This window comes from Bacteroides difficilis (genome assembly GCF_048319815.1).
In the GTDB taxonomy this organism is placed as follows: Bacteria; Bacteroidota; Bacteroidia; order Bacteroidales; family Bacteroidaceae; genus Bacteroides; species Bacteroides zhangwenhongii.
Window position 1 is genome coordinate 1,556,646 of sequence record NZ_CP182814.1, and the last position, 20,884, is coordinate 1,577,529.

A 20,884-nucleotide genomic window follows, 5' to 3' on the forward strand; every position below is an offset into this window, starting at 1 on the left:
TATGCGAACAATCAAATTAAAATCATTATCCCTTGTGAATTTTAAGGGAATCAGAAGCCTAAATATCGGTTTCTCCGATGCGGAAACGCTGGTTGCTGGAGAAAATGGTACGGGCAAAACAACTGTGTTCGATTCATTCCTTTGGCTTCTTTTTGGAAAAGACAGTACGGGACGGTCGGATAGTAATTTCAACATTAAAACGTTGGATTCGGACGGCAAGCCTATTTTGCACCTTGAACACTCCGTTACTGGTGTACTATCAGTGGATGGCAAGACGGTAACACTGCAACGCTGCTATGTGGAAAACTGGGTCAAGCCACGTGGAACTACGGAAGAAAGCCTAAAGAATCATGCAACAGAGTTCTATTTGAACGGTGTTAAGTTGGCTACCAAAAAGGAGTATGATAGTGAAGTAGCTGCCATCATCCCGGAAGATGTTTTCCGAATGATAACCAACCCTTTCTACTTTACATCAATGAAGCCGGAAGCGCAAAAAGAAATCCTTTTGGATATGGTAGGAACGCTTACCGACCAAGACGTAGCGCAGACCAAGCCCGAATATTTGGAGTTGCTGGCTCAGTTGTCCGGCAGGAGCATCGCCCAATACGCCAAAGAGGTAGCCGCCAAGAAAAAGGCTTGCAAAGATGAATTGTCAGTTATTCCCTCTCAGATAGAAACGGCTCGTAAACTTATGCCGGAGGAAGAGGATTGGGTAGCCATTGATAGTGAGATTGAGGATAAAAATGCCCGTATTCAGCAGATAGAGGAACAAATTGCCGACAAATCAAAGCTGAATGAGCAGGAATATCAACGTAAGGCTTTTATCCAAAAGCAAATAGGTGAAAAACGCCTACAACTCAATAGTAGAATGAATGAAATCGCTACAGAAGCTAACAAAGGTCGCAATGAGGCATCTTTGAAGCTGAACGAATTGGAATATTCGTTGCGTACTGAAAAAGCCTCTTTAGACAGAAAAAGGCAATCGGTTGCGGATATGGATATTGAGATAGAAAAGCTTAATACCAAATTGTCCGCATTGCGTGGTGAATTTTCATTTATCAGCAAGGAGGAACTTACCTATAATGAGGGTGAATTTATTTGCCCCACTTGCAAACGTCCTTTGGAAATTGAGGATATAGAAGCCAAGCAGCGTGAAATGCAAGCCAATTTCAACGCTAATAAGGCGGCACGTCTGAAAGCGAATAAAGAGGCTGGCATGGCTAAAAAGCAACGGCTTGAAGAAATGCAAGGGCTTAAAGACCGTACCAATGCCGAAATCGAGGAGCTGGAACAAAAGATAGAGCGTATCAATGCCGATATTCAACAAGCAAAGGCTTCTATCCCCGAGGCGCAAAACGTGGAAGCAATGATAGCATCCGACCAAATTTACATTGACATCAAGAACGAGATTGTAGAACTTGAAAATCAGCTCAAAGTGGATGCAAAGATTGTGGACGTGTCGGAACTGCAATCGGAGAAAAGAACTTTGAATGAAGCCGTGCAAGGTTTATACAAGCGTTTGGCAAACCGTGAACAAATCGGCAGGGCTGAAAAGGAAATCGCTTCTTTGGAAGAAAAGCGCATTGCCAACAATCAAAAGTTGGCAGACCTTGAAAAATGGGAGTTTACGGCACTCCAATTCCAAAAGGATAAGGATGCGGAGCTGTTGAAACGCATTAACGGAATGTTCAGATATGTATCATTCTCCTTTGTGAACGAACAACTGAACGGAGGCGAAAAACTTACGTGTGTATGCACCGTGAACGGTACACCTTTCCTTGACGTGAACAATGCCGGACAAATCAATGCCGGAATAGATATAATCAATGCCATTTGCACGGCAAAGGGGGTATCTGCACCGATTTTCGTTGATAATGCGGAAAGCGTGAATCAAATAATCCCATCACTCAGTCAGATTATCCGGCTGGTGGTAACTACGGACAAAGAACTAACCATTAAATAATTGCGATTATGACACAGCAAGCGACTACAACCATACAACAGGCTGCAAATGGTGGGCAGGTAGCTACTCAAAGAAAGCCTGTAGATATTCTTAAAAGCATGATGAATGCCGAAAGCGTACAAGAACAATTCAAAAATGCGCTTGGTAAAAATTCGGCAACATTCGTAGCCTCTGTAATTGACCTATACAACGGAGATAGCAATCTGCAACTCTGTAATCCTAAACAGGTGGTAATGGAAGCACTCAAAGCTGCCACGTTACATTTGCCAATAAACAAGGCTTTGGGCTATGCTTTCATTATCCCGTTCAAAAACTCCAAAAAGGATGAAAAGGGCAACTGGATTAAAGTGTATGAGCCGACTTTTCAAATGGGCTATAAGGGTTATATTCAGCTTGCCATGCGCACGGGACAATACCGTACCATCAATGCGGATGTGGTGTATGATGGTGAGTTGCGCAAGGTAAACAAACTGACCGGGGAAATAGCCTTTGACGGTGAAAGGAAAAGCGATAAGGTGATAGGCTATTTCTGTTACTTTGAACTTATGAACGGCTTTAGCAAGACTTTGTACATGACAGTGGAGCAAATGGCAAACCATGCAAAGCGATACAGTAAAGCCATCACAAGCGATAAGGATGTAACGGTTGAAAAGTTGCTGAATTTGGCTAATTTGCCCGTTTCTCCCGATAGCAACAAGGTTGGTTGGATGGGTAACTTTCACGGAATGGCACAAAAAACCGTTATCCGTAATTTACTGAGTAAATACGGCTATTTGTCCGTAGAAATGCAAAATGCCATCACCAATGACTACGAGGGTGACGAAACTTCACAGCGTGAAATATTGACCGACAATTACGCAAACAAACAGTTGATTGATGCGGAAGATGTGAGCTTTGAAAGCGTGTCAAGCGAGCAACAAGCGGAAACTATTGACCCCGGATATTGATAGCGTATGAAACTGATAGTTCTTGGTTCAAGTAGTAGTGGCAACTGTTACATTTTGGATAACGGTAATGAAGCTCTGATTATAGAGGCTGGAATCCGTTTCCAAGAAGTCAAGAAAGCGTTGGATTTCAATCTGAGAAAGGTTGTAGGGTGTGTGGTAACGCACGCCCACAACGACCACGCCAAATATATTAAGGCAATGGTGGATAGTGGATTTCACACGTTGGCATTACGGGAGGTATGGACTGCAAAGGGCGTTTGGGATTCCCGTTCTTTGGTGGTTAAAGAGGGCAAAGGCTATAAGATGGGTAATTTTAAGGTACTTCCTTTTCCTGCTTGCCATGATGTGCCATGTGTCGGCTATCTGATAGACCACCCCGATATGGGAAAGATGGTATTTCTTACCGATAGCTGTATGTGCGAATATCAGTTCAAGGGGCTTAACCATGTGCTGATAGAGTGCAATTACTCTGATAAGAAGCTCATCGAGGCGATTACAACCGGGCGCACGTTGCCCTCACAGCGTGAACGTCTGCTTACCTCACACATGGAGCTTACTACGTGCAAGGGGTTTTTGGAAGCAAACGACTTATCCCATGTTTCGGAAATCGTGCTTTTACACCTTTCCGAGAATAATAGCGATGAGCCTTATTTCATATCGGAAGTGGAAAGGCATACGGGGAAAGTGGTTTATGCGGCAAAGCTGGGTTTAACGATTGATTTAGACAGAATATAAGGATATGGCTAAACTCCAAGTAGAAAAGAGAAACGGGTTATTTGATTTGAAGCCTCTATACGAATGGATGCGTAACGCTTTGGATGGTATCTATAGGATAGAGGTTAAGAAAGTCAGAAAGCCACGTTCTTTAGACCAAAACGGGTGGTTGTTCGGGTGTATTTACCCTATCCTTTTAGACGCTCTTTTGGAAGCTGGTTGGGAGTTCGTTTCAGTAGAACAAGTGCATGAGTTTTTTAAGGCTCAAATGACGGCTGACAAAGTGGTAAATAAGCACACGGGGGAGATTATAGAGTTCCCGTGTTCTACAGCCGCTATGGACACGGTGACATTCTCCACCTATTGCGAAAAACTGAGGGAGTACGCCAAAGAGTTTCTGAATGTGGATATTCCCGACCCGGATAAATATTGGAGAAGCCATGAAAAGAATACCTAACAGCGTGGTATCTGAGCTGATACGCTTAGTGCCCATTTTGATAGCAAATATTCCACCCGGACAAAGTACGAGAGTGGATAACGCAATAAGATTAACAAAAAAGATTATCAACAAATTAAAAACATTGAAAGATGAGAACATTTGAAATTACAGAGAAAGAAGTAGCGGCTGCATTTCGTGAAGCGGAAAGTGGAGAAGCAAAGAAAATATTGGCGGCTTTGTTCTGCAAGGAAGAAATGGTAAAACCTACACTGGACGATTACAAGACAATTCGCACGTATGAGGATGCTTGTAAGGCACTTGGTGAGCCTATTTTTGAAGACCCTAATAATTTGCCCAATCATATCATAGCCCTTATGAAGTTGGAAACTATTAGCCGGGCTTTGTGGGGTAGAAATTTCCAACCAAAGCCAGATGGAGAGGGAAGCAAAGTGTATTGGTATCCGTGGTTTGCCTTATGGACTAAGAAAGAGGTTGAGGATATGAATCCCGAACAAAGAGGTGCCCTTTTGTCTGCTACTGCGAATAATGGTGCTACTGCGGGTTTCGGTTCTCTGAATGCGACTAATCGTTCCTCGTATGCGGCTGCGTACATTGGGTTCCGCTTGTGCCAAGAAACGGAAGAAAAGGCTAAGTATTTTGGGCAGCAATTCATTGAACTTTGGGCTGAATATTTGAAATTCAACTTTACCGTAGGAAATCGTTTGAAATAAAAGTGTGTTTATCAAACATATTATCAACTAAAAAATAAAGTGAAATGAAAGACATCATGTTAGCCGATACCCCGGTGGAACAAAGGGAACAGATTCTACGTGATAGCTGCGACCAAATTGTAGAACGTAGCTACACACGCAAATTTGACACGCAACAGATTAACGAAAGACGTGCTGAACTTGCAAACGTAGCAATTCAAAAAGCTGATTTGGAAGATGAGTTGGCTGGAATCAGAGCTGAATACAAGTCCAAAATTAAGCCTTTGGATGAGAGAATTGGAAAGGTTCGTGATGAGTTGAAAGCCGGAGGCGATTATGTAAAAGGTGATTGCTTCAAGTTTGTAGATGAAGATGAGGGCATGGTTGGATTCTACACCCCGGAGGGTTATTTGCTGGAGCAACGTGCCATGACGCAAGAAGAAAGACAACGTAACGTATTCCGTGCCATTAGAACGGATAGAACGGGCACGAATGATTGATTATTAACACATTAAATTTTAGTAAAATGGAAAATCAAGAAAAAGGATTAACCGTAAACATCGGTGAGTACAAGGGTGAAAAACCTATCGAAGTAGTGTACAGAATTGGTAATGCTCCTAAAGCATTGGACGAATTGCCCATTAAGCAACCGGAAAGTATTTCTGTATCAGGTGTTATCAGAACTCCGTTAGATTGGTTGGAAAAGCGTATTGACACCATCGACCAAAAGCGTGCGAATGTTAAGGTAAACCGTGAGAAAATGAGTATCACGCTTACCGTGAATGAGGATGATTATTACACTAAAAACACCTTTGTAGGTACGGTGGAATTATCGGAAGTCTTTTCAAAGTTTGGTATCAATAACGGAGAATGTGGCTGGATTCCTGCTAAACTGGGGCAGTTCCTGCGTTTGAATCGTGGCGTATTTATGCAAAAAGAGGATTGTATGAAGCTCGTTTCGGTGTTAAAGAACTTTACGGCTAACGCCAAGACTGAAATTCAGAAACAGCGTGACCCATCCGGCTCTATGGCTGAGGTGTACCGTTCACAAGTAGAAAGTAATTTGCCCAAGAGTTTCACGATTAACATCTCCATTTTCAAGGGAACTGCAAAAACACCTATTGAAGTTGAGTTCGACCACTATCTTTCTAATGGTGATGTGTTGTTGCAACTTGTTTCGCCCGGTGCTAACGAACTGGCAGAGGACTACAGAGATAAGTGTATTGATGAGGTGTTGGACGGTATTCGTGCCATTGCCCCAGATATTGCTATTCTTGAAATCTAAATACTATATCGTGGGGGAGCAATCCCCCACTTATAACAGCTCATAATATGGCTAATAAAAAAATTATACCGCCTATGCCTTTCGATGCCACCGCTTGGTTATCCAACAATGCGGCTATGAGGTTGTCATTTGCTTGTAAGGGCTTGTGGCTGGATATGCTTTGCTGTATGTGGGTGAGTATAGAGCGTGGGGTTATGCTGAAACCTATTGGCGGTGCGTACACGGTTGATGAATTAGAAGCCCTTTACGGAAGTGGAACAAAGGAGCTGATAGAATCATTGATTAACGCTGAATTATTGTCTGTAAGGAATGATGGGGCTTTGTACAACGCTGATATGGTCAAGATGGAATCAATACGGGTAAAACGGTCTGAGGCTGGGAAAAAAGGTGGTGTAACTATGGGTAAACGGATATTAGCCAAAGTTGATGCGCTTGTGGAAACGCCACCGATAGAAATGCCACATACACCTTCCCCAACGGCTGAAACGCAACACGGGGCGCAAGCAGACCTATTTCCCGATGATTTGCCGGAGAATCCACCGCCACTGACTGATGAACAACAGCGGAAGATTAAAAAAGCCAAGAAGTACAATTATGCTGATTACGTTACTTTGACACGTGATGAATATGCAAAATTATGTACCGAATATGGCGAAGAAGCCGCTAAAGCGATGATTGATATTCTCAACAATTACAAAGGTTCTAAGGGTAAGAAGTATAAATCCGATTACCTGACTATTAGGGGCTGGGTAAAAGATAAGTATTACGAAAATATGAATAGATATGGACAACAAACTGGTACAACGGCTGCAACAGATATTGGCAAACCAAGCGCAAAGAGGACTTTTAGGGACACGCTTTAAGATTGAGAAGTTTCCCGAACAGGACATAGCGGAAATGCTAAGGATGTGTTATCAGTCAGAAGTTGAGCGCAGAAACATGAAGTATGTTTCGGATGAAGCCACGTTGGAAAAGATAGGCAAAGCGGCTAAGTTCCTTTGCGGAAACGGAAAGTTCGGCTTGCTTCTGTATGGTACGGTAGGGAGTGGTAAAACCACGCTTGCAAAGGCGATATGCAACATTATAGGTATCTTGTACAATAGTGATTTATCTTCCGAAAGAAAGGGAGTGTACCGCATATCAGCTCTGAACCTTGCCAAGTCAATAGCCGATGACCCGACTTATTTCAACAAGCTAAAGAATCAAGAACTTTTGTTTATTGATGATGTGGGCACTGAACCAGCAAGCGTGAAAAGTTGGGGCAACGAGTTTTCACCGGTTACTGAATTAATCTATGCCCGATATGACAGGCAGCTATTCACTATAGCCACTTCCAATTTGGCAGATGAGGAATTTGGCGACAGATACGGAGAGCGTATTGCTGATAGGATGGAAGAAATGTTTGAACGGCTGCACTACAGTCAAAAAAGCTATCGGAAATGAGATTTGCGCTCAGAAACAAAACAAAGCTCATTAATGCTTTCGGTGAAGCGTATTACAACGAACTTATTGCAAGCATTAATAGCTTTCAATCTAACTACACGCCCGATTGCCATTATTGGAACGAGGCGATACAAAAAGAAATGCTGGATATGCCAAGTAGTACCCACCCGGATAAGACATTTTCGTTTGCCATTGTGAGCGAAATGTGGGATGTGATAACGCTTGCTTATTATTCAGCGAGTAATACACCAAGTAAATAATAAAGCTATGCAACACCAAAAATCAGAAAAGAAAAAAGTGGTTGTGACCTTATGCCGTGTATTCCCGGTTACACATTCTTTGGCTGGAAAGCCTACAGAGTTTGAGGGCAAACTAAAAGAGCATAAGAAGATACATACTATACGCTACAATAAAAATGGCGTGTGGGATAAGAGATATAAAGATATTGCATCCGGTAAAAAATATCTTTCAGTGCGTGAATGGACGGGCAGACCGTACAACTCAGAGCAACGGGAATTTGCCCGGTATGAGAAGATAGGTTTACAGCATATTACTATGACCTATGGAAGCGATGATACCATACCCAAAGTATGGGTAGACAACAAGAAAGTTTCAATCCATGAAGTAGCAAAGAATGATGGTTTGAGCGTGGAGGACTTTGTAGAATGGTTTTTCGGGAACAACAAAGAGAATGTTTTTGAAGGTGTTGTTATTCATTTTACCTCTTTTAGATACTAAGACATGGAAAAGATTTGTAATAATTGCTCTTTTATGAAGTTGAAAAAAATAAGGGACGGTTATAGTGCTTATTGCTGTATGGCTCATACAATAGTTAAGGGTGGTACTAAATATACAGACCCCAAAGGTGTACTTCCTCATTTCAAATGTAATTGTGGCAAATTCAATTGCAAGTATGAATGAAATAAGACACTGTAGCGAATGTAAATACTATTGGTGTTATCCTCATACAACCCAAATGTATTGCTACAAATTAGGTAGGCGCATAACAGCAAGAAAGAAGTATTGTAAACATTATAAGCCCAATAAATGATAGTAGTATGGAAACGAATAAAACAAAAAATACAGACCTGTTTTTGATTGACCCCCGTAATATCGTGGTTGTGGACGGTTTCAATGTAAGACGTGATTTTGACCTTGACGAACTGAAAGAGCAAATAAAGGCAAAGGGTGTTTTAAATCCTCTGACGGTTATAGCCTTTAAGGATGATGATGGCAACGAGAAATACAAATTGGTGGATGGTGAACGCAGGTATAGGGCTACCATGTTGGCTATATCCGAGGGTGCGGATATTCCTTATGTTCGTGCCATGAAAGCCCGAAAGGACGCTTCTACTGAAGAATTGTACATTCAACAGATGATGCGTAACGAGGGTAAGAAATTTACCGAATACGAGTGCGCTATCATGTTCAGACGTTTCAAAGAAGAATTTGGATATAGCCAAGTTGAGATAGCGGATAAGTTCAAGAAAAGCCCGGCTTTCATAAGCAAATGCCTTTCCTTGTTGGATTTGCCCCCGTACATTCAAGAAAGGATTATGAAAGGGGAATTGTCGGTTAAGGCAGCTAAGGAGATTGCCGCCAATTATGGCAGTGAGAAAGAACAGGTAAATGCTGCAAAGTCGGCTGTGGATAACGCCAAAGAAAACGGTAGGGCTACAGCTACCAATAAGGAGGTTCTTAATTCTCTGAAAGATTCTAAAGAAGCAAAAGCCATTGCGGAAGCTCTGAGAAAGGTTTGGGCTTATTTGGATGGTGAGGTTATCGTGGACGTGGATAAGCTGGCAAAGCTACTGGATAAGACGGAAAGCCTTAGCCAAGCGATGAGAGAATACAAGAAAGAGGGTATAAAATGAAACTGAGGAAAGAAAAGGAACAAATACCTGCGGATTTCCGCAAACAAATGTATGAGAGCTACAAAGCCAATATGACTTTATACGGTAAGCCAATTCTCCCGTACAAACAATGGCTGAAAGACGTGTTTAACACTAAATTACCTTGTTGTGGTAAATAGATGGCATGAAAACGCTGATGATTGACATAATGCTGAATGACCGCTTTTATGCGGCTTTCAGATATAGGTATTGCCCGGCTTTCAAATTCGATATTGAGGATATGGCTAACAAAGTTTATGAGCGATACCCCACCCTGCGAAAAAGGGCTATGAATGGTGAAAAAGTAGTATTTGCATTTTAATGATTTGAAGATATGGAAATTAAAAAGAAGATAGTAGTGCCTACGGGCGAAATATATACCGCTATAGGTGAAAAGGGAATGTTGGAGTTCCTTACGGTTGGAGATTATGGTAAGAACGCTAATATCAAAGCGGACTTTTTGGGGATTACCCGTGATTTGAACGGTGTACCCAATGGCGAGCCGATGCCTCTTACTGAAAAATGGGTGATTACCATTTCCACACAGTACGGTTGCTCTATGGGCTGCAAGTTCTGCGATGTTCCAAAAGTGGGTATTGGGAGAAATGCCACTTTTAATGATTTGAAAGGAGAAGTGCTAACGGCTATCAAGCAACACCCGGAAGTGAAGCACACGAAACGTCTAAACATACATTATGCACGTATGGGAGAGCCTACATGGAACGCAAATGTGTTGCTTCATGCAATCAGTATAAAGAAAGACATAGAGCCGTTTATAGGCGATTCTTTGGTACACCCGGTTATAAGTACAATGCTGCCAAAGAAAAATAAGAAGCTGGTTGAGTTCTTACATAAGTGGTGTTACATAAAGAACGAGTTTTATAAAGGTGATGCCGGACTTCAATTCTCCATCAATACAACGAATGATGAAGAAAGAAATTATCTGTTTTCGGGTAGTTCGCTTTCACTTGGTGAAATATCAGAAATTGGAAAGTCGCTGCCTATGCCTGTTGGCAGGAAATATGCCTTAAACTTTGCTTTGGCTGATGATACGCATATAGACGGCAAGCGTTTGAGAGAGCTTTTCAACCCCGATAAATTTATGTGTAAGATTACCCCATTGCACCGAACAAATAGCTGTGATGAGAACGATTTGCACACAAGCGGAGGCTATGAGCTGTTTACCCCATATAAAGCCGTGGAGGAAGATTTGAAAGGCAACGGATTCGATGTTATTGTGTTTGTCCCCTCTTATGATGAAGATAACGGGCTTATCACGTGTGGCAACGCTATCCTATCCGGGAAAGTTCCTACTTCAAGTTACCAAGAAACAATATACTGATATGGCTAAAATAGTAGATAACCCCAAAAGGTTTAAGGTGATTGAATTGAGCCGAAACGAGTTGGCTAAAATTGGCGGTATTGGTATTTGCGATAGATGTAACGGTACTTCTAATACTGGCTATTATGTAGCCGTGCTAAATTGCTGGTTTTGTCCTAAATGCTACAATGAATGGTACGGATGCGCCACTCATTACCCGGAAGATATAAAGATAGAAAACAAGAATTTTGAGTATTATAAAAATTTATTTGACCTATGAGCAAAGAGGAATTGCAAGCAAAATTGGCGAAAGCCAACGCAGAGAACAAAGGTATGGTGGTTTACCCTGAATACTTCAAGAAGAAAAAGAAGCGTATGCGCCCCGACTTCATAAAGAAGCTGGAAGAAACTGCAAAAGCGGATTTTACCGATGTGGATGATTACGGAGTGTATAAAGTTGGTTCTTTCCTCTATAAGAATGCCTTTGTAACCATATCTAAAGATGATGGGCTATGGACGTTGCACGTGATAAGTGAAGCCCCGATAGGTTTGCCGCTCATTAAAGAGGTGAGGTACAAATATCTGCCTAATAACCTTATGATGGCTCAGATTTTCGGAGATAGAGCCGAAGCAAACGAGATTAAGGGCGTTATTCTGTATCAGATTCCCAACGGAGAAATGGAGGCTGAATAATGATTTATGTAGGGATTGATACGGGTGTAAATACTGGGTTCGCTGTTTGGGATAGCAAGCAGCGTTCCCTACTTCAAGTATGCTCTTTGCCTATACATAAAGCGATGGAGCGTGTACGTTCCTTGTATGATGAGTATAAGGCTGGTATAGGTGACAAAGTGATTGTAAGGGTGGAAGACCCCCGGCAAAGAACGTGGTTCGGAACGGAACGTATGAGCCGTGAAATGGAACGTAAGAAGTTGCAAGGTGTAGGCTCTGTGAAACGGGATGCCTCTATATGGGATGATTATCTAAAAGAGTTGGGCGTGGAGTATGAAATGGTTGCCCCGAAACGCAATGTAACCAAGCTGACACAAGAACGGTTTAGGGCTTTGACTGGATGGCAAAAACAGACAAATGAGCATGGACGTGATGGCGCAATGTTGGTTTATGGCTTTTAGTATTCTTTTTACGGTCAAATATGTGTTTGATAAACGCATATTTAGTATATTTGCAATATGATTCACCAAGTAAACAAATAAGCTATGGGTATGTATATTCTTATCGGATTAACGCTGTTTTTTTTAGCCTTGTTGCTCATGTCTGAGTATATAGGTAGGAACTTTTGGAGGTTTGCCCCAAAAGAGCATTTGAAGCAAGGGGAAAAGATACACGTTTATATCAATGGCAAATACGATAGGCACGCAACCATTACGAGCGTGTCCGATGATTCGGTTAGTATCTATGGTGCGGTGGCATTGCCCGTTGATTACCGGGGTTCTTTCTATGCCATTGGCAAAGATTCCGTAGGTGCAAAGCTGGTATATGTGAAGTACCGCAGGCGTTACCGCTTTGTGAAGCTCTGTGAACTTTTTAGAAAGGGCTTCTGTGTAGAAGATGATGAGGAACAATTAATGCCGGATTCCCATTCTTCGGAGAATGACGAAACCAAAGACGAAACGGAGGTTGAGAATGAAATGTAGTGAGATTACATACAAGAAAGTTTCGGAGCTGGTTTTGTTGCCTGAAAATCCACGTACCATTACGAAGAATGACTTTGAAAGGCTGGTGGATTCCATAAAGATAAACGGCTTTTGGAAACACCGACCTTTGGCGGTTATGGAGCGTGACGGTAAACTGGTGGTATTGGCAGGAAACCAACGCTTGAAGGCTGCAAGAAAGCTGAAACTTGCCGATGTGCCCGTTATTCTTTATTCGGAACTGACCCCGGATGAGGAAAAGGATATTATTCTGAGGGATAATATCAACAATGGCGATTGGGCTTACAATGCCTTACAAATGGATGAGTTTTGGAAAGATGTAGATTTCGGCTTTATTGGGCTTGATTTTCCATCCGATGATGAGAAGCCCGGAAAGGGTAAGAAGAAAGCGGCTAAAGAGGCAGAGGAAACGGAAGCCGACCAAAGCGCAGAGGAAGAAATGGACGATGAGGAACAAAGCGAGGAAGAAGCCGAAAAGGAATCTTTCTACCGTTCCATGTTTAAGGACGTTCTTTATGAAAGCGATAACGTCTTTGAAATTCCCAATCTCTTATTGGATATGCAAGCTGGAAAGGTAGAATTGCCTTTATCTCCGTGGGGTGCTAACAGCCGTTTGCGTAAAGATGTGGCGACATATCATTTCTATGTGGACGATTATCGCTTTGAGGCTCTTTTCAAAGACCCGATAAATTTACTCACAAGCGGATGCAAGGCGGTGGTAGAGCCGAATTGTAGCTGCCACGACCAAACACCTGTAGCGTGGGGCATTCAGCTTATCTACAAGAAACGCTGGCTTTCCCGTTACTTCCAAGAATGCGGAATCAAGGTTTATGCTGACTTGAATGTTTCTCACAAGTTTATTGAGTACAACAAAATGGGTATTCCCAAAGGATATAATGCTTTCTTTACCCGTGGGCTGGACGGTTGGATGGAAAGCCTTAAATCTGATTTGCAAGTAGCCCAAGAAATAAGCGGGCTTGAAAAACCAAACCTTATCGTTTACGGTGGGGGTACGGAAATTCAGAAGTTCTGCCGTAAACATGGGCTGTTGTACGTCACAGATTTTATTAACGCAAAAAAGAAGTAAAGTATTATGGGACGAAATTCAAGCGGAACACGTGGAGGACTGCAACCGGGTGATGCAACATATAAAGGCTCTGTTGGTAAGCCTGAGCCTTTGGTAAACATGAAAGACCCGGCTCTGTATAAGGCAACCAAAGAAGCTATTTCACGCTATCATGCCGTACTTGGTGTAAGGCAAAGGAATGTAAAGTTGGCAGAGCTATCGGCTGGCACTTATGGCGTACACGTTACGGCTAATGGGAAGTCTGAGGGCGTTTACCTTAACAAAAAGCATTTCATGCAAACGAAAAAATCGGTGGAAGCCTCACACAAGAAAGGCTATGCAAGCGGATGGAGTACAAAGACCAACAAGGCGGTAGCCCATACTGTAACGCACGAGCTGGCGCACGCTACATGGAATGCCCACATGACAGGGGCAAACCAAAAAGCGGCTGGAAAGGAAGTGAAAAAGTTATTTAATTCTTGGAAGAAAGACAAGAAGAAGTCTGGGTATGGAAAGTATGCGGAAACCAATGTGTCGGAATTTTGGGCTGAAACCGTTACCAAAGCGGTACATGGTAAAAGTGATAAATATACTAAGAAAGTAAAGGAAATCTGCAAGAAATACAAACTATAGAGGTATTTTTGCTTAAACTAATTCAATGTAACATGAATAAGATAGAATTAACCGCTGATGAGATTAAAGTAATCAAGCAGCAATTAAACGGTGAGATTGAGGTTTGGAATGCTGATGATTATCAGCAAAAGCATCTCACTTCGGTAATTGATAAGGCAGACGCTCTTTTGGAGGAATTGGATGCCTACGATGAAATGATAGACGAAAAGGACGGTGATACCATTCTTTGGTTTTGGGATAAGTACAAGGCGCAAGAGGGTATCATAGAATAATTACCCGAGTAAAGAGAATCGGACGGTATTGTGCTATCCGATTTTCTTTGCTCTTATAGTGTGTTTAGTAAACACATAAATCAATACGAAAACAATAGAATGGCTTTTGAAAAAGGACATAAATTTGGTAACAGATTCACAAGCGAGAACCAACCGAAAAATCCCGGTCGGAAGCCCTCTATATATAAATACGTCAAGGATATAACGGGTAAGAAGATTGCACCCGAAATGAGTAAAGAGGATTACCACAAGGTTATCCGCTTTCTGATGGAAAGCACCCCCGAAATATTGGAGGGGCTTGTAAAGAACCCGGACGGAACACCCAATAAGAAAACACCCGTTTGGGTTCTGAATGTCGTATCTGCCATTAACGCAGATATTCGCTATGGTAGGACTTATACGGTGGATAGTCTGTTTGATAGGGTTTTCGGGAAGCCCACACAACAGATAGAGAGCGAAGTAAACGCACAAGTAACCAACAACAGCATGGATTTGTCGGCTCTTACTACGGATGAGTTGCTACAATACAATTCCTTGCTGGAAAAAATAAAGGCAGGCAATGGCACGAAGTAAGGTTACATACGTGCCGATGGCACTTGCAGTGAAGATTGAGCTTTTCAAGCGTGGTTGTTTCGACTTCATTACCGTAAAGGATGGTTTGAAGCATGAGAAGCAAGAACACGCTTTGAAGATACTTACCGACAATGAACACGTTGAACTTTTGTACGGAGGTGCTGCCGGGGGTGCAAAATCATGGACGGGGGCGGTGTGGCTTCTGTTTATGTGCCTCTGTTATCCCGGTTCAAAGTGGTTTATCGGACGTGCCGAGTTAAAGCGTATCACACAATCTACACTTATCACATTTTACAAGGTTTGCAATCAGTATGGGGTTGATGACACCTTGTATAAGTATAACGGGCAATACAATTATATCGAATTTTTCAATGGTTCACGTATTGACTTGCTGGACTTGCAATATAAACCGGGCGACCCTCTGTATGAGCGTTACGGCTCAATCGAATATACAGGTGGATGGATTGAAGAGGGTGGCGAAGTGAACTTCGGTGCATACGACACCCTTAAAACCCGTATCGGGCGACACCTTAACAATGAATTGGGGCTGAGGCGAAAACTATTCATTACTTGCAATCCTAAAAAGAACTGGATGTACGATACATTCTACAAGCCGGATAAGAAAGGGGAATTACCCGAATATATGTACTACCTTGCTTGCCTTGTGCAAGAAAACCCATTCATAGACCCCGATTATATAGAGGGTTTGAAAACTACAAAGGATAAGGTAAAGCGTGAACGTCTTTTGAAAGGTAATTGGGAGTATGACGATAACCCCAACGCCCTTTGCTCACATGATGCAATCTGTGAGATATTCGGGAATAAGATTTCAATCAAGACAGGTACAAACTATATTACAGGCGATATTGCACGCTTCGGAGCTGACTATGCCCGTCTTGCCGTTTGGGACGGTTGGCATATCATAGAGCTACAATGTTTTCCCGTGTCTAAGACTACCGACATTCAGACGTGGATAATCAACAAGCAAAAGAAGTATAGAATACCCAACCATAAATGTATCGTTGATGAGGACGGTGTAGGCGGTGGAGTGGTGGATAATTGCGACATTCAGGGATTCGTGAACAACTCTACCCCTTTCAATGGTGAAAACTACCAAAACCTACAGACTCAATGCGGCTACAAGCTGGCAGACCACATAAACGCTACGGAAGTGGGGATAGATGAGGATTTGATAAGCACTGCCGATAAGGAAGAAATCATAAGGGAACTGGAACAACTGCAAACATGGAAAGCTGATTCGGACGGGAAACTAAAATTGAAACCCAAAGAAGAAATCAAGATGGATATTGGTTGTTCCCCGGACTGGAGGGATATGTTTCTGATGCGAGCATGGTTTGACTATAACGAGTATGATATACCCGATGATATAGAACGCAGATTAGGTATAACCGCTTAAAAACAATAAAGCAAAATGGGATTATTAAACATTATTTCTAACGAGGTAAAGGCGGCTATTGGCTACCAACAAAACTTTGCCGACCTTTTGACGGCTAAGGATGTGACCCGTGCTCTTTCCATGATGAAAGCCCATGCGGAAGAAGCCGCCAATAATTTACGTGAGTATAAGATTGACACTCACAAAGTGATGGAGCGTAAGGATAGAGCCGTTTACGATAAGAAAGGCAACTTTCTACGTTGGAGTAAACGGTGGAAAATCCCTATTCCTTACCCTCAATTCATCAATGAAATTTCTTTGGTGTTTCTCTATGGCAGACCCGTAAAATGGCAACAGCTTTCAACGGGTACGGATTATGCTTTTCAGAACTACAAAGATTGGCTGAATGAAATACATTTCAATGCCAAAGTTAGAGAGGCTAAACGTTTGGCTGGTGCGGAGGGCATTTCTGCCATTCTTTACCATGTGTACCGGGATAGTGATAATAAACCATCCCTTTTGCTGAATGTGTTGAGCCGGGAAAACAACGATGATATTTATACCATTCGTGACCAATACAAACGGATTACCGCTTTTGCATGGGGTTACTATCTGACAGAGGCAGGCAACAATACCGTTTACCATGTGGATATATACACTAAAGAGACTGTATATCGTGCCAAACGTGGCAAAATGGGTTGGGAGGTTGAGATAAAGGATAATCCAATAGGGAAAATTCCCGTGCTGATATTTGAGCAAACGCCCGAACATAAGGAGGTGCAACCCATGATTGAACGCTCTGAAATAATGGAAAGCACCGATGCAGATACTAATGACCGCTTTTCTAACCCGGCAATGGTGGCTACTTCTGAAATCCTCAATAGCTTGCCAAAGTCGGAAGAAGAAGCCAAACTGTTTATTCTCAAAAATGGCGGTGATGTACGCTACCTTACATGGAATGAGGCGAGCGAAAGCAAAAAGAATGAGTTTGAAAGATTGGATAAACACATTCTTTCAAAGTCTTTCACGCCCAACATTGATTTTGACAATATGAAATCATTAGGCAACCTTTCGGCAAAGGCTATACGCAAAGTGATGTTGCTTGCCGTTATTAAGGCTGAACGCCACAAGGAAAAGCACGATGATTATATGAAACGCCACGCTAACCTTATGATAGCTATTTTAGGTAATGTGCTTGACTATCGGCATAAGGCTGAATATGATGCCTTGCTGTTAAGGCATGAGTTCCAAGAGCCTTTCGGGGAAGATGTGAGCGAATTGCTTGCCGACTTATCTAAGCAATACAATGATGGGGCATTGAGCCGTGAAACCTATGTAGAATTGTCCTACCTTGTAAAAGATGCGAAACAAGAAATAGAGCGGCTAAAACAAGAAGAAGCGGAACGGATGGAGCAACAAATGGAGTTAAACAAAATGGACGTTTTCGGAGGGGCTGAATAATGGAAATAAAGACAAAATACAATGTTGGCGATAAGGTTTGGATTATGCGCAATAATAAGCCGGAGAAAATCCAAATTAGCAATATTGAAGTGGAGGTAATAGGTGATGTACCTGTAGGTACTTGTTCCCTTTCGGGGGAGTATTATACCAAAATTATATATGTAGAGGTGCAAAGAAGTGAGTATAGAAGTTTTGGTGATAAAGACCCAATTTGTAAGCATAATGAATGTAATTGCTTCAATACTAAAAAAGATTTGTTATACAGTTTCTTAGATGATAGCGACTATGGCAAAGAAAAAACAAGCATCAACGCAGAACTACCATTGTAGGGACTGCAAACACGCTTTCGACTTCCACGAATTGAACTGGAAAGGCGAACCGTTCTTATGCAAATGCCCTTTCCATAAATACAGCAAGTTTTTAGATAAGGACTATTGCACCAACTTCAAACTAAAGTAGTGGCATGGCAAAGAAGAAGTACATAGACTATAAGAAGATGCAAGCGGAGCTTTTCAATAGAACGGAGGGTTACGCTGCCAATGTCCGTATCATCTACCAACAAGCATTTGAGCGAATAATTAACTTGGTAAAGGGTACGGAGTTGGAGGATGGGAAGCCTTTCTCTTTTGCCGACTATGGGTATAGTGAGGAAGTTACGCCCATTCTTAGGGATATGTACAGCCGTGTTTACCAAGTTATCCGGGGCGGTGTAGAAAAGGAATGGCTTGCATCTAACGAGAATAACGATGCTTTGGTTAAAAGTGTGTTCGGTGAACAATCAATAAAAGATAATCACTTTGCACGTTTCTTCAAGCGCAACAAAGAGGCTATGGATGCTTTCTTTGCCCGTAAGAGTGGTGACGGTGGTTTGAATCTCTCTCAAAAGGTTTGGCGATATACGGGTATGTTCCGTGATGAGCTGGAAAATACTTTAGATTTGGCGATTGGTGAGGGTGTTCCGGCTAATCGTTTGGCGGCTCAGATAAAGAAGTATCTACAAGACCCCGATAAGTTTTACAGGCGTTTCCGTATCAAGGTAGGGGAAGATGAGAACGGGCAACCTATCTATGGTAGAAAGTGGAAACGCAGGGTTTGGGACAAAGAAGCCAACTCCTACAAATGGGTGGATGATAACCCGAAACATTTTCATCCCGGGCGTGGCGTGTACCGTTCATCCGCACGTAACGCCCAAAGGCTTGCACGGACTGAAACCAACATTGCGTATCGTACAGCCGATTTTGAGCGTTGGGCGCAACTCGACTTTGTGGTAGGCATTGAAATCAAGCTATCCAACAATCATCCCGTATCTGACATTTGCGATGATTTGAAAGGTGTGTACCCTAAAACATTCCGTTGGAAAGGGTGGCACCCGAATTGCCGTTGCTATCAAGTGCCCGTACTGGCAAAGCAAGAAGAATTGGACGAAATGCTGGATAAGATTTTGGACGGGGATAATCCGGCAACGGTGGAATGTGAGGAAAAGGTAAAAGAGCTGCCATCCCAATTTACCGGGTGGATGCAAGATAATGAGCAACGCATCAAGGATGCAACGGAGAAAGGGACTTTGCCCTACTTCCTACGGGACAATGAAAAGGTTATCTATCCACCGACAGCAAAAGAGATAGCAAAAGCCCGGCACGAAGCCCGGACGGAAGCGGAAGCAAATGCCATCCGGCAACGGTGGAATGTGAGGAAAGCGACCTATCACTATGGTAATAATATGCTCCGTGTTATGGGTGGTATTTCAGACGTTGATACTACGGCTTTAGCTGAGGCTCTAAAACACCCTGATTTGTCCGCTATCATGTTGGAAGCCCATAAACTGAAAGCCATAGGTAAGGAGATTTATTCACTGGGTTACATAGATAGCCCTATGGAGGTGGCTAAAAAGTTCTCTTTAGCCGATGCAAAAGCCGTAAACAAGGCGGTTGCTGATAAGCTGGCACAATGGGATAGCCTTTCTTTGGAACAACAATTAAAGAAACTGAATTTTGAAGTATACGACTTTTTAGGTGGTAACTATCATAATGTACAACAGAAGTACCCAACGTGGCAGGTGTCACAACAAGCCTATATTAAACAGCTTGGCATTGTTCAAGATAAGATAGATTGGAATGCCATTAAGGATAGCTATGCCGACCTATCTAAGTTCTCTACCAAGTCCAAGCCTTACCAATCGCTCATTGCACAGCTTGAAAATGCAATCAATGGCAATGATAAAGCAATGGCACAACAAACCATTGCGGAACTTAATGCAAGGAAAGAAAGCATTGAAAAAGCCGCTGCCAAGCGTAAATCAAAAGTAAAGGAGGTTAAGTTTAAGGATTCCGATTTTACGCAGGAAAGAAAGGATGAGGCGAAATGGTTTATTCATAGTTCAGATGCAAACGATTATTTCTTTGATAATGCCGTGGATATGTGGAAACTTGCAAGCACCAATGAAAAGGCGGCTATGTATCAATATACGGCTGGTAGTAGTTACATAACAGAGCCTTTGCGTGCTATCAAGGGATATTATCACTACTATGGTAGTAGATTGTCCGAAGCTGAAAAGCATATTGCCGATATGACCCAATATATAGCCCGAAGCACACTTAAAGATGATGTTTGGGTAAAGCGTGACGAAATCAGTGCTTTTGTAAACTATCGGTTTGGGCTGTCTGATTTGGATGCTTATATATCTGACCCGTCTAAGCTTGTTGGCAAGGTTGGTACGGATGATTCCTTTATGTCGTGTGGTAATTGCCGGAATACGAACTTTGGAAGTAAGCCCGTTTGTCTGAATATCTATTGTCCGAAAGGTACACAAATGACCTACGCAGAGCCTTTTTCTGCATTTGGTTCAAGCCATGACAATGGGGACTATTGTCCGGGTAAGAAGTGGAACGGAACTTCTAAGCCTACAACAACGGGGGAAAATGAAATTATCCTACAGCGTGGCACTAAATTCAGAATCACTAAAGCCGAATACACAAATGGCAAATGGTATATAGATATGGAAGTTTTGGAACAAAGCCCGAAAGTGATAAAGGAAATGGTTTCTACTCCAATGGGATTCTATTGCAAGTATTGACAACAAAAGAAAGGCGCATCAAT

The 20,884-nt window shown here is 42.3% G+C and carries 27 protein-coding genes; all 27 read left to right on the plus strand.

Going from position 1 to position 20,884, the window contains the following annotated elements:
* The first annotated feature begins 1 nt into the window (after position 1).
* A complete protein-coding gene (locus ACNOGP_RS05640) occupies positions 2-1,963 on the plus strand; it encodes a hypothetical protein (RefSeq protein ID WP_032530963.1) in 1,962 nt (653 codons plus the stop codon).
* Positions 1,964-1,971: 8 nt separating this feature from the next.
* Positions 1,972-2,910: a recombinase RecT gene (locus tag ACNOGP_RS05645; RefSeq protein ID WP_008642484.1), complete on the plus strand. Its 939-nt coding sequence runs from the start codon at positions 1,972-1,974 to the stop codon at positions 2,908-2,910.
* A 6-nt stretch (positions 2,911-2,916) separates the two neighbouring features.
* On the plus strand, positions 2,917-3,645 hold the full coding sequence (locus tag ACNOGP_RS05650) for an MBL fold metallo-hydrolase (protein ID WP_065539769.1): 729 nt from the start codon (positions 2,917-2,919) through the stop codon (positions 3,643-3,645).
* A gap of 4 nt (positions 3,646-3,649) precedes the next feature.
* Positions 3,650-4,081, plus strand: a complete 432-nt coding sequence (locus tag ACNOGP_RS05655) for a hypothetical protein (RefSeq protein WP_065539768.1) — start codon at positions 3,650-3,652, stop codon at positions 4,079-4,081.
* Between the two features lie 131 nt (positions 4,082-4,212).
* Positions 4,213-4,794 (plus strand): hypothetical protein, encoded by a 582-nt coding sequence (locus ACNOGP_RS05660; RefSeq protein ID WP_418214304.1) that lies wholly within the window; start codon positions 4,213-4,215, stop codon positions 4,792-4,794.
* 44 nt (positions 4,795-4,838) lie between these two features.
* Positions 4,839-5,273, plus strand: a complete 435-nt coding sequence (locus tag ACNOGP_RS05665) for a hypothetical protein (protein ID WP_007219315.1) — start codon at positions 4,839-4,841, stop codon at positions 5,271-5,273.
* Between the two features lie 26 nt (positions 5,274-5,299).
* Positions 5,300-6,058, plus strand: a complete 759-nt coding sequence (locus tag ACNOGP_RS05670) for a hypothetical protein (RefSeq protein ID WP_065539766.1) — start codon at positions 5,300-5,302, stop codon at positions 6,056-6,058.
* A 47-nt stretch (positions 6,059-6,105) separates the two neighbouring features.
* Positions 6,106-6,921 (plus strand): hypothetical protein, encoded by an 816-nt coding sequence (locus ACNOGP_RS05675; protein ID WP_418214305.1) that lies wholly within the window; start codon positions 6,106-6,108, stop codon positions 6,919-6,921.
* The gene (locus ACNOGP_RS05680; protein WP_225665232.1) at positions 6,842-7,501 is read left to right on the plus strand and encodes an AAA family ATPase; all 660 of its coding nucleotides are present in this window, start codon (positions 6,842-6,844) and stop codon (positions 7,499-7,501) included. The genes ACNOGP_RS05675 and ACNOGP_RS05680 overlap by 80 nt, the downstream gene beginning before the upstream one ends.
* Positions 7,498-7,761: a hypothetical protein gene (locus ACNOGP_RS05685; protein WP_007219318.1), complete on the plus strand. Its 264-nt coding sequence runs from the start codon at positions 7,498-7,500 to the stop codon at positions 7,759-7,761. Before ACNOGP_RS05680 ends, ACNOGP_RS05685 begins: the two co-directional genes overlap by 4 nt.
* Positions 7,762-7,768: 7 nt before the next feature.
* The gene (locus tag ACNOGP_RS05690) at positions 7,769-8,239 is read left to right on the plus strand and encodes a hypothetical protein (protein ID WP_065539764.1); all 471 of its coding nucleotides are present in this window, start codon (positions 7,769-7,771) and stop codon (positions 8,237-8,239) included.
* Positions 8,240-8,559: 320 nt separating this feature from the next.
* Positions 8,560-9,375 (plus strand): ParB/RepB/Spo0J family partition protein, encoded by an 816-nt coding sequence (locus tag ACNOGP_RS05695; protein WP_065539763.1) that lies wholly within the window; start codon positions 8,560-8,562, stop codon positions 9,373-9,375.
* On the plus strand, positions 9,372-9,533 hold the full coding sequence (locus tag ACNOGP_RS05700; RefSeq protein WP_165450631.1) for a hypothetical protein: 162 nt from the start codon (positions 9,372-9,374) through the stop codon (positions 9,531-9,533). The genes ACNOGP_RS05695 and ACNOGP_RS05700 overlap by 4 nt, the downstream gene beginning before the upstream one ends.
* A gap of 5 nt (positions 9,534-9,538) precedes the next feature.
* Entirely contained in the window at positions 9,539-9,715 is a 177-nt protein-coding gene (locus ACNOGP_RS05705; protein ID WP_167371346.1) for a hypothetical protein, read from the plus strand.
* Positions 9,716-9,727: 12 nt separating this feature from the next.
* Positions 9,728-10,735: a Fe-S-oxidoreductase gene (locus ACNOGP_RS05710; RefSeq protein ID WP_065539762.1), complete on the plus strand. Its 1,008-nt coding sequence runs from the start codon at positions 9,728-9,730 to the stop codon at positions 10,733-10,735.
* Position 10,736: 1 nt separating this feature from the next.
* Entirely contained in the window at positions 10,737-10,994 is a 258-nt protein-coding gene (locus tag ACNOGP_RS05715; protein ID WP_065539761.1) for a demethylase, read from the plus strand.
* Positions 10,991-11,407: a hypothetical protein gene (locus ACNOGP_RS05720; protein WP_065539760.1), complete on the plus strand. Its 417-nt coding sequence runs from the start codon at positions 10,991-10,993 to the stop codon at positions 11,405-11,407. The genes ACNOGP_RS05715 and ACNOGP_RS05720 overlap by 4 nt, the downstream gene beginning before the upstream one ends.
* Positions 11,407-11,847, plus strand: coding sequence for a hypothetical protein (locus ACNOGP_RS05725; protein ID WP_065539759.1), 441 nt, complete (start codon positions 11,407-11,409; stop codon positions 11,845-11,847). Before ACNOGP_RS05720 ends, ACNOGP_RS05725 begins: the two co-directional genes overlap by 1 nt.
* Positions 11,848-11,931: 84 nt before the next feature.
* Positions 11,932-12,369 carry a hypothetical protein gene (locus tag ACNOGP_RS05730; RefSeq protein WP_065539758.1) on the plus strand — a complete coding sequence of 146 codons (438 nt, stop codon included), beginning with the start codon at positions 11,932-11,934 and terminating at the stop codon, positions 12,367-12,369.
* A complete protein-coding gene (locus ACNOGP_RS05735) occupies positions 12,359-13,474 on the plus strand; it encodes a DUF4417 domain-containing protein (RefSeq protein WP_418214306.1) in 1,116 nt (371 codons plus the stop codon). The genes ACNOGP_RS05730 and ACNOGP_RS05735 overlap by 11 nt, the downstream gene beginning before the upstream one ends.
* A 6-nt stretch (positions 13,475-13,480) precedes the next feature.
* On the plus strand, positions 13,481-14,086 hold the full coding sequence (locus ACNOGP_RS05740) for a hypothetical protein (protein WP_148332181.1): 606 nt from the start codon (positions 13,481-13,483) through the stop codon (positions 14,084-14,086).
* Between the two features lie 32 nt (positions 14,087-14,118).
* Positions 14,119-14,358 carry a hypothetical protein gene (locus ACNOGP_RS05745; protein WP_118337035.1) on the plus strand — a complete coding sequence of 80 codons (240 nt, stop codon included), beginning with the start codon at positions 14,119-14,121 and terminating at the stop codon, positions 14,356-14,358.
* A 99-nt stretch (positions 14,359-14,457) separates the two neighbouring features.
* Positions 14,458-14,931: a hypothetical protein gene (locus ACNOGP_RS05750; RefSeq protein ID WP_118337034.1), complete on the plus strand. Its 474-nt coding sequence runs from the start codon at positions 14,458-14,460 to the stop codon at positions 14,929-14,931.
* Complete coding sequence (locus ACNOGP_RS05755; protein WP_418214307.1) at positions 14,918-16,348, plus strand: phage terminase large subunit; 1,431 nt, start codon at positions 14,918-14,920, stop codon at positions 16,346-16,348. The genes ACNOGP_RS05750 and ACNOGP_RS05755 overlap by 14 nt, the downstream gene beginning before the upstream one ends.
* A gap of 15 nt (positions 16,349-16,363) precedes the next feature.
* A complete protein-coding gene (locus ACNOGP_RS05760) occupies positions 16,364-17,788 on the plus strand; it encodes a phage portal protein (protein ID WP_005655441.1) in 1,425 nt (474 codons plus the stop codon).
* Positions 17,788-18,117, plus strand: coding sequence for a hypothetical protein (locus tag ACNOGP_RS05765; RefSeq protein WP_024986368.1), 330 nt, complete (start codon positions 17,788-17,790; stop codon positions 18,115-18,117). The genes ACNOGP_RS05760 and ACNOGP_RS05765 overlap by 1 nt, the downstream gene beginning before the upstream one ends.
* Before the next feature lie 134 nt (positions 18,118-18,251).
* On the plus strand, positions 18,252-20,861 hold the full coding sequence (locus ACNOGP_RS05770; RefSeq protein WP_065539757.1) for an ADP-ribosyltransferase: 2,610 nt from the start codon (positions 18,252-18,254) through the stop codon (positions 20,859-20,861).
* The last annotated feature ends 23 nt before the right edge of the window (positions 20,862-20,884 follow it).

Bases quoted from the DNA above. Each gene is read 5' to 3' on its own strand.
- ACNOGP_RS05640 (WP_032530963.1), top strand. From the start codon at position 2: ATGCGAACAATCAAATTAAAATCATTATCCCTTGTGAATTTTAAGGGA.
- ACNOGP_RS05645 (WP_008642484.1), top strand. From the start codon at position 1,972: ATGACACAGCAAGCGACTACAACCATACAACAGGCTGCAAATGGTGGG.
- ACNOGP_RS05650 (WP_065539769.1), top strand. From the start codon at position 2,917: ATGAAACTGATAGTTCTTGGTTCAAGTAGTAGTGGCAACTGTTACATT.
- ACNOGP_RS05655 (WP_065539768.1), top strand. From the start codon at position 3,650: ATGGCTAAACTCCAAGTAGAAAAGAGAAACGGGTTATTTGATTTGAAG.
- ACNOGP_RS05660 (WP_418214304.1), top strand. From the start codon at position 4,213: ATGAGAACATTTGAAATTACAGAGAAAGAAGTAGCGGCTGCATTTCGT.
- ACNOGP_RS05665 (WP_007219315.1), top strand. From the start codon at position 4,839: ATGAAAGACATCATGTTAGCCGATACCCCGGTGGAACAAAGGGAACAG.
- ACNOGP_RS05670 (WP_065539766.1), top strand. From the start codon at position 5,300: ATGGAAAATCAAGAAAAAGGATTAACCGTAAACATCGGTGAGTACAAG.
- ACNOGP_RS05675 (WP_418214305.1), top strand. From the start codon at position 6,106: ATGGCTAATAAAAAAATTATACCGCCTATGCCTTTCGATGCCACCGCT.
- ACNOGP_RS05680 (WP_225665232.1), top strand. From the start codon at position 6,842: ATGGACAACAAACTGGTACAACGGCTGCAACAGATATTGGCAAACCAA.
- ACNOGP_RS05685 (WP_007219318.1), top strand. From the start codon at position 7,498: ATGAGATTTGCGCTCAGAAACAAAACAAAGCTCATTAATGCTTTCGGT.
- ACNOGP_RS05690 (WP_065539764.1), top strand. From the start codon at position 7,769: ATGCAACACCAAAAATCAGAAAAGAAAAAAGTGGTTGTGACCTTATGC.
- ACNOGP_RS05695 (WP_065539763.1), top strand. From the start codon at position 8,560: ATGGAAACGAATAAAACAAAAAATACAGACCTGTTTTTGATTGACCCC.
- ACNOGP_RS05700 (WP_165450631.1), top strand. From the start codon at position 9,372: ATGAAACTGAGGAAAGAAAAGGAACAAATACCTGCGGATTTCCGCAAA.
- ACNOGP_RS05705 (WP_167371346.1), top strand. From the start codon at position 9,539: ATGAAAACGCTGATGATTGACATAATGCTGAATGACCGCTTTTATGCG.
- ACNOGP_RS05710 (WP_065539762.1), top strand. From the start codon at position 9,728: ATGGAAATTAAAAAGAAGATAGTAGTGCCTACGGGCGAAATATATACC.
- ACNOGP_RS05715 (WP_065539761.1), top strand. From the start codon at position 10,737: ATGGCTAAAATAGTAGATAACCCCAAAAGGTTTAAGGTGATTGAATTG.
- ACNOGP_RS05720 (WP_065539760.1), top strand. From the start codon at position 10,991: ATGAGCAAAGAGGAATTGCAAGCAAAATTGGCGAAAGCCAACGCAGAG.
- ACNOGP_RS05725 (WP_065539759.1), top strand. From the start codon at position 11,407: ATGATTTATGTAGGGATTGATACGGGTGTAAATACTGGGTTCGCTGTT.
- ACNOGP_RS05730 (WP_065539758.1), top strand. From the start codon at position 11,932: ATGGGTATGTATATTCTTATCGGATTAACGCTGTTTTTTTTAGCCTTG.
- ACNOGP_RS05735 (WP_418214306.1), top strand. From the start codon at position 12,359: ATGAAATGTAGTGAGATTACATACAAGAAAGTTTCGGAGCTGGTTTTG.
- ACNOGP_RS05740 (WP_148332181.1), top strand. From the start codon at position 13,481: ATGGGACGAAATTCAAGCGGAACACGTGGAGGACTGCAACCGGGTGAT.
- ACNOGP_RS05745 (WP_118337035.1), top strand. From the start codon at position 14,119: ATGAATAAGATAGAATTAACCGCTGATGAGATTAAAGTAATCAAGCAG.
- ACNOGP_RS05750 (WP_118337034.1), top strand. From the start codon at position 14,458: ATGGCTTTTGAAAAAGGACATAAATTTGGTAACAGATTCACAAGCGAG.
- ACNOGP_RS05755 (WP_418214307.1), top strand. From the start codon at position 14,918: ATGGCACGAAGTAAGGTTACATACGTGCCGATGGCACTTGCAGTGAAG.
- ACNOGP_RS05760 (WP_005655441.1), top strand. From the start codon at position 16,364: ATGGGATTATTAAACATTATTTCTAACGAGGTAAAGGCGGCTATTGGC.
- ACNOGP_RS05765 (WP_024986368.1), top strand. From the start codon at position 17,788: ATGGAAATAAAGACAAAATACAATGTTGGCGATAAGGTTTGGATTATG.
- ACNOGP_RS05770 (WP_065539757.1), top strand. From the start codon at position 18,252: ATGGCAAAGAAGAAGTACATAGACTATAAGAAGATGCAAGCGGAGCTT.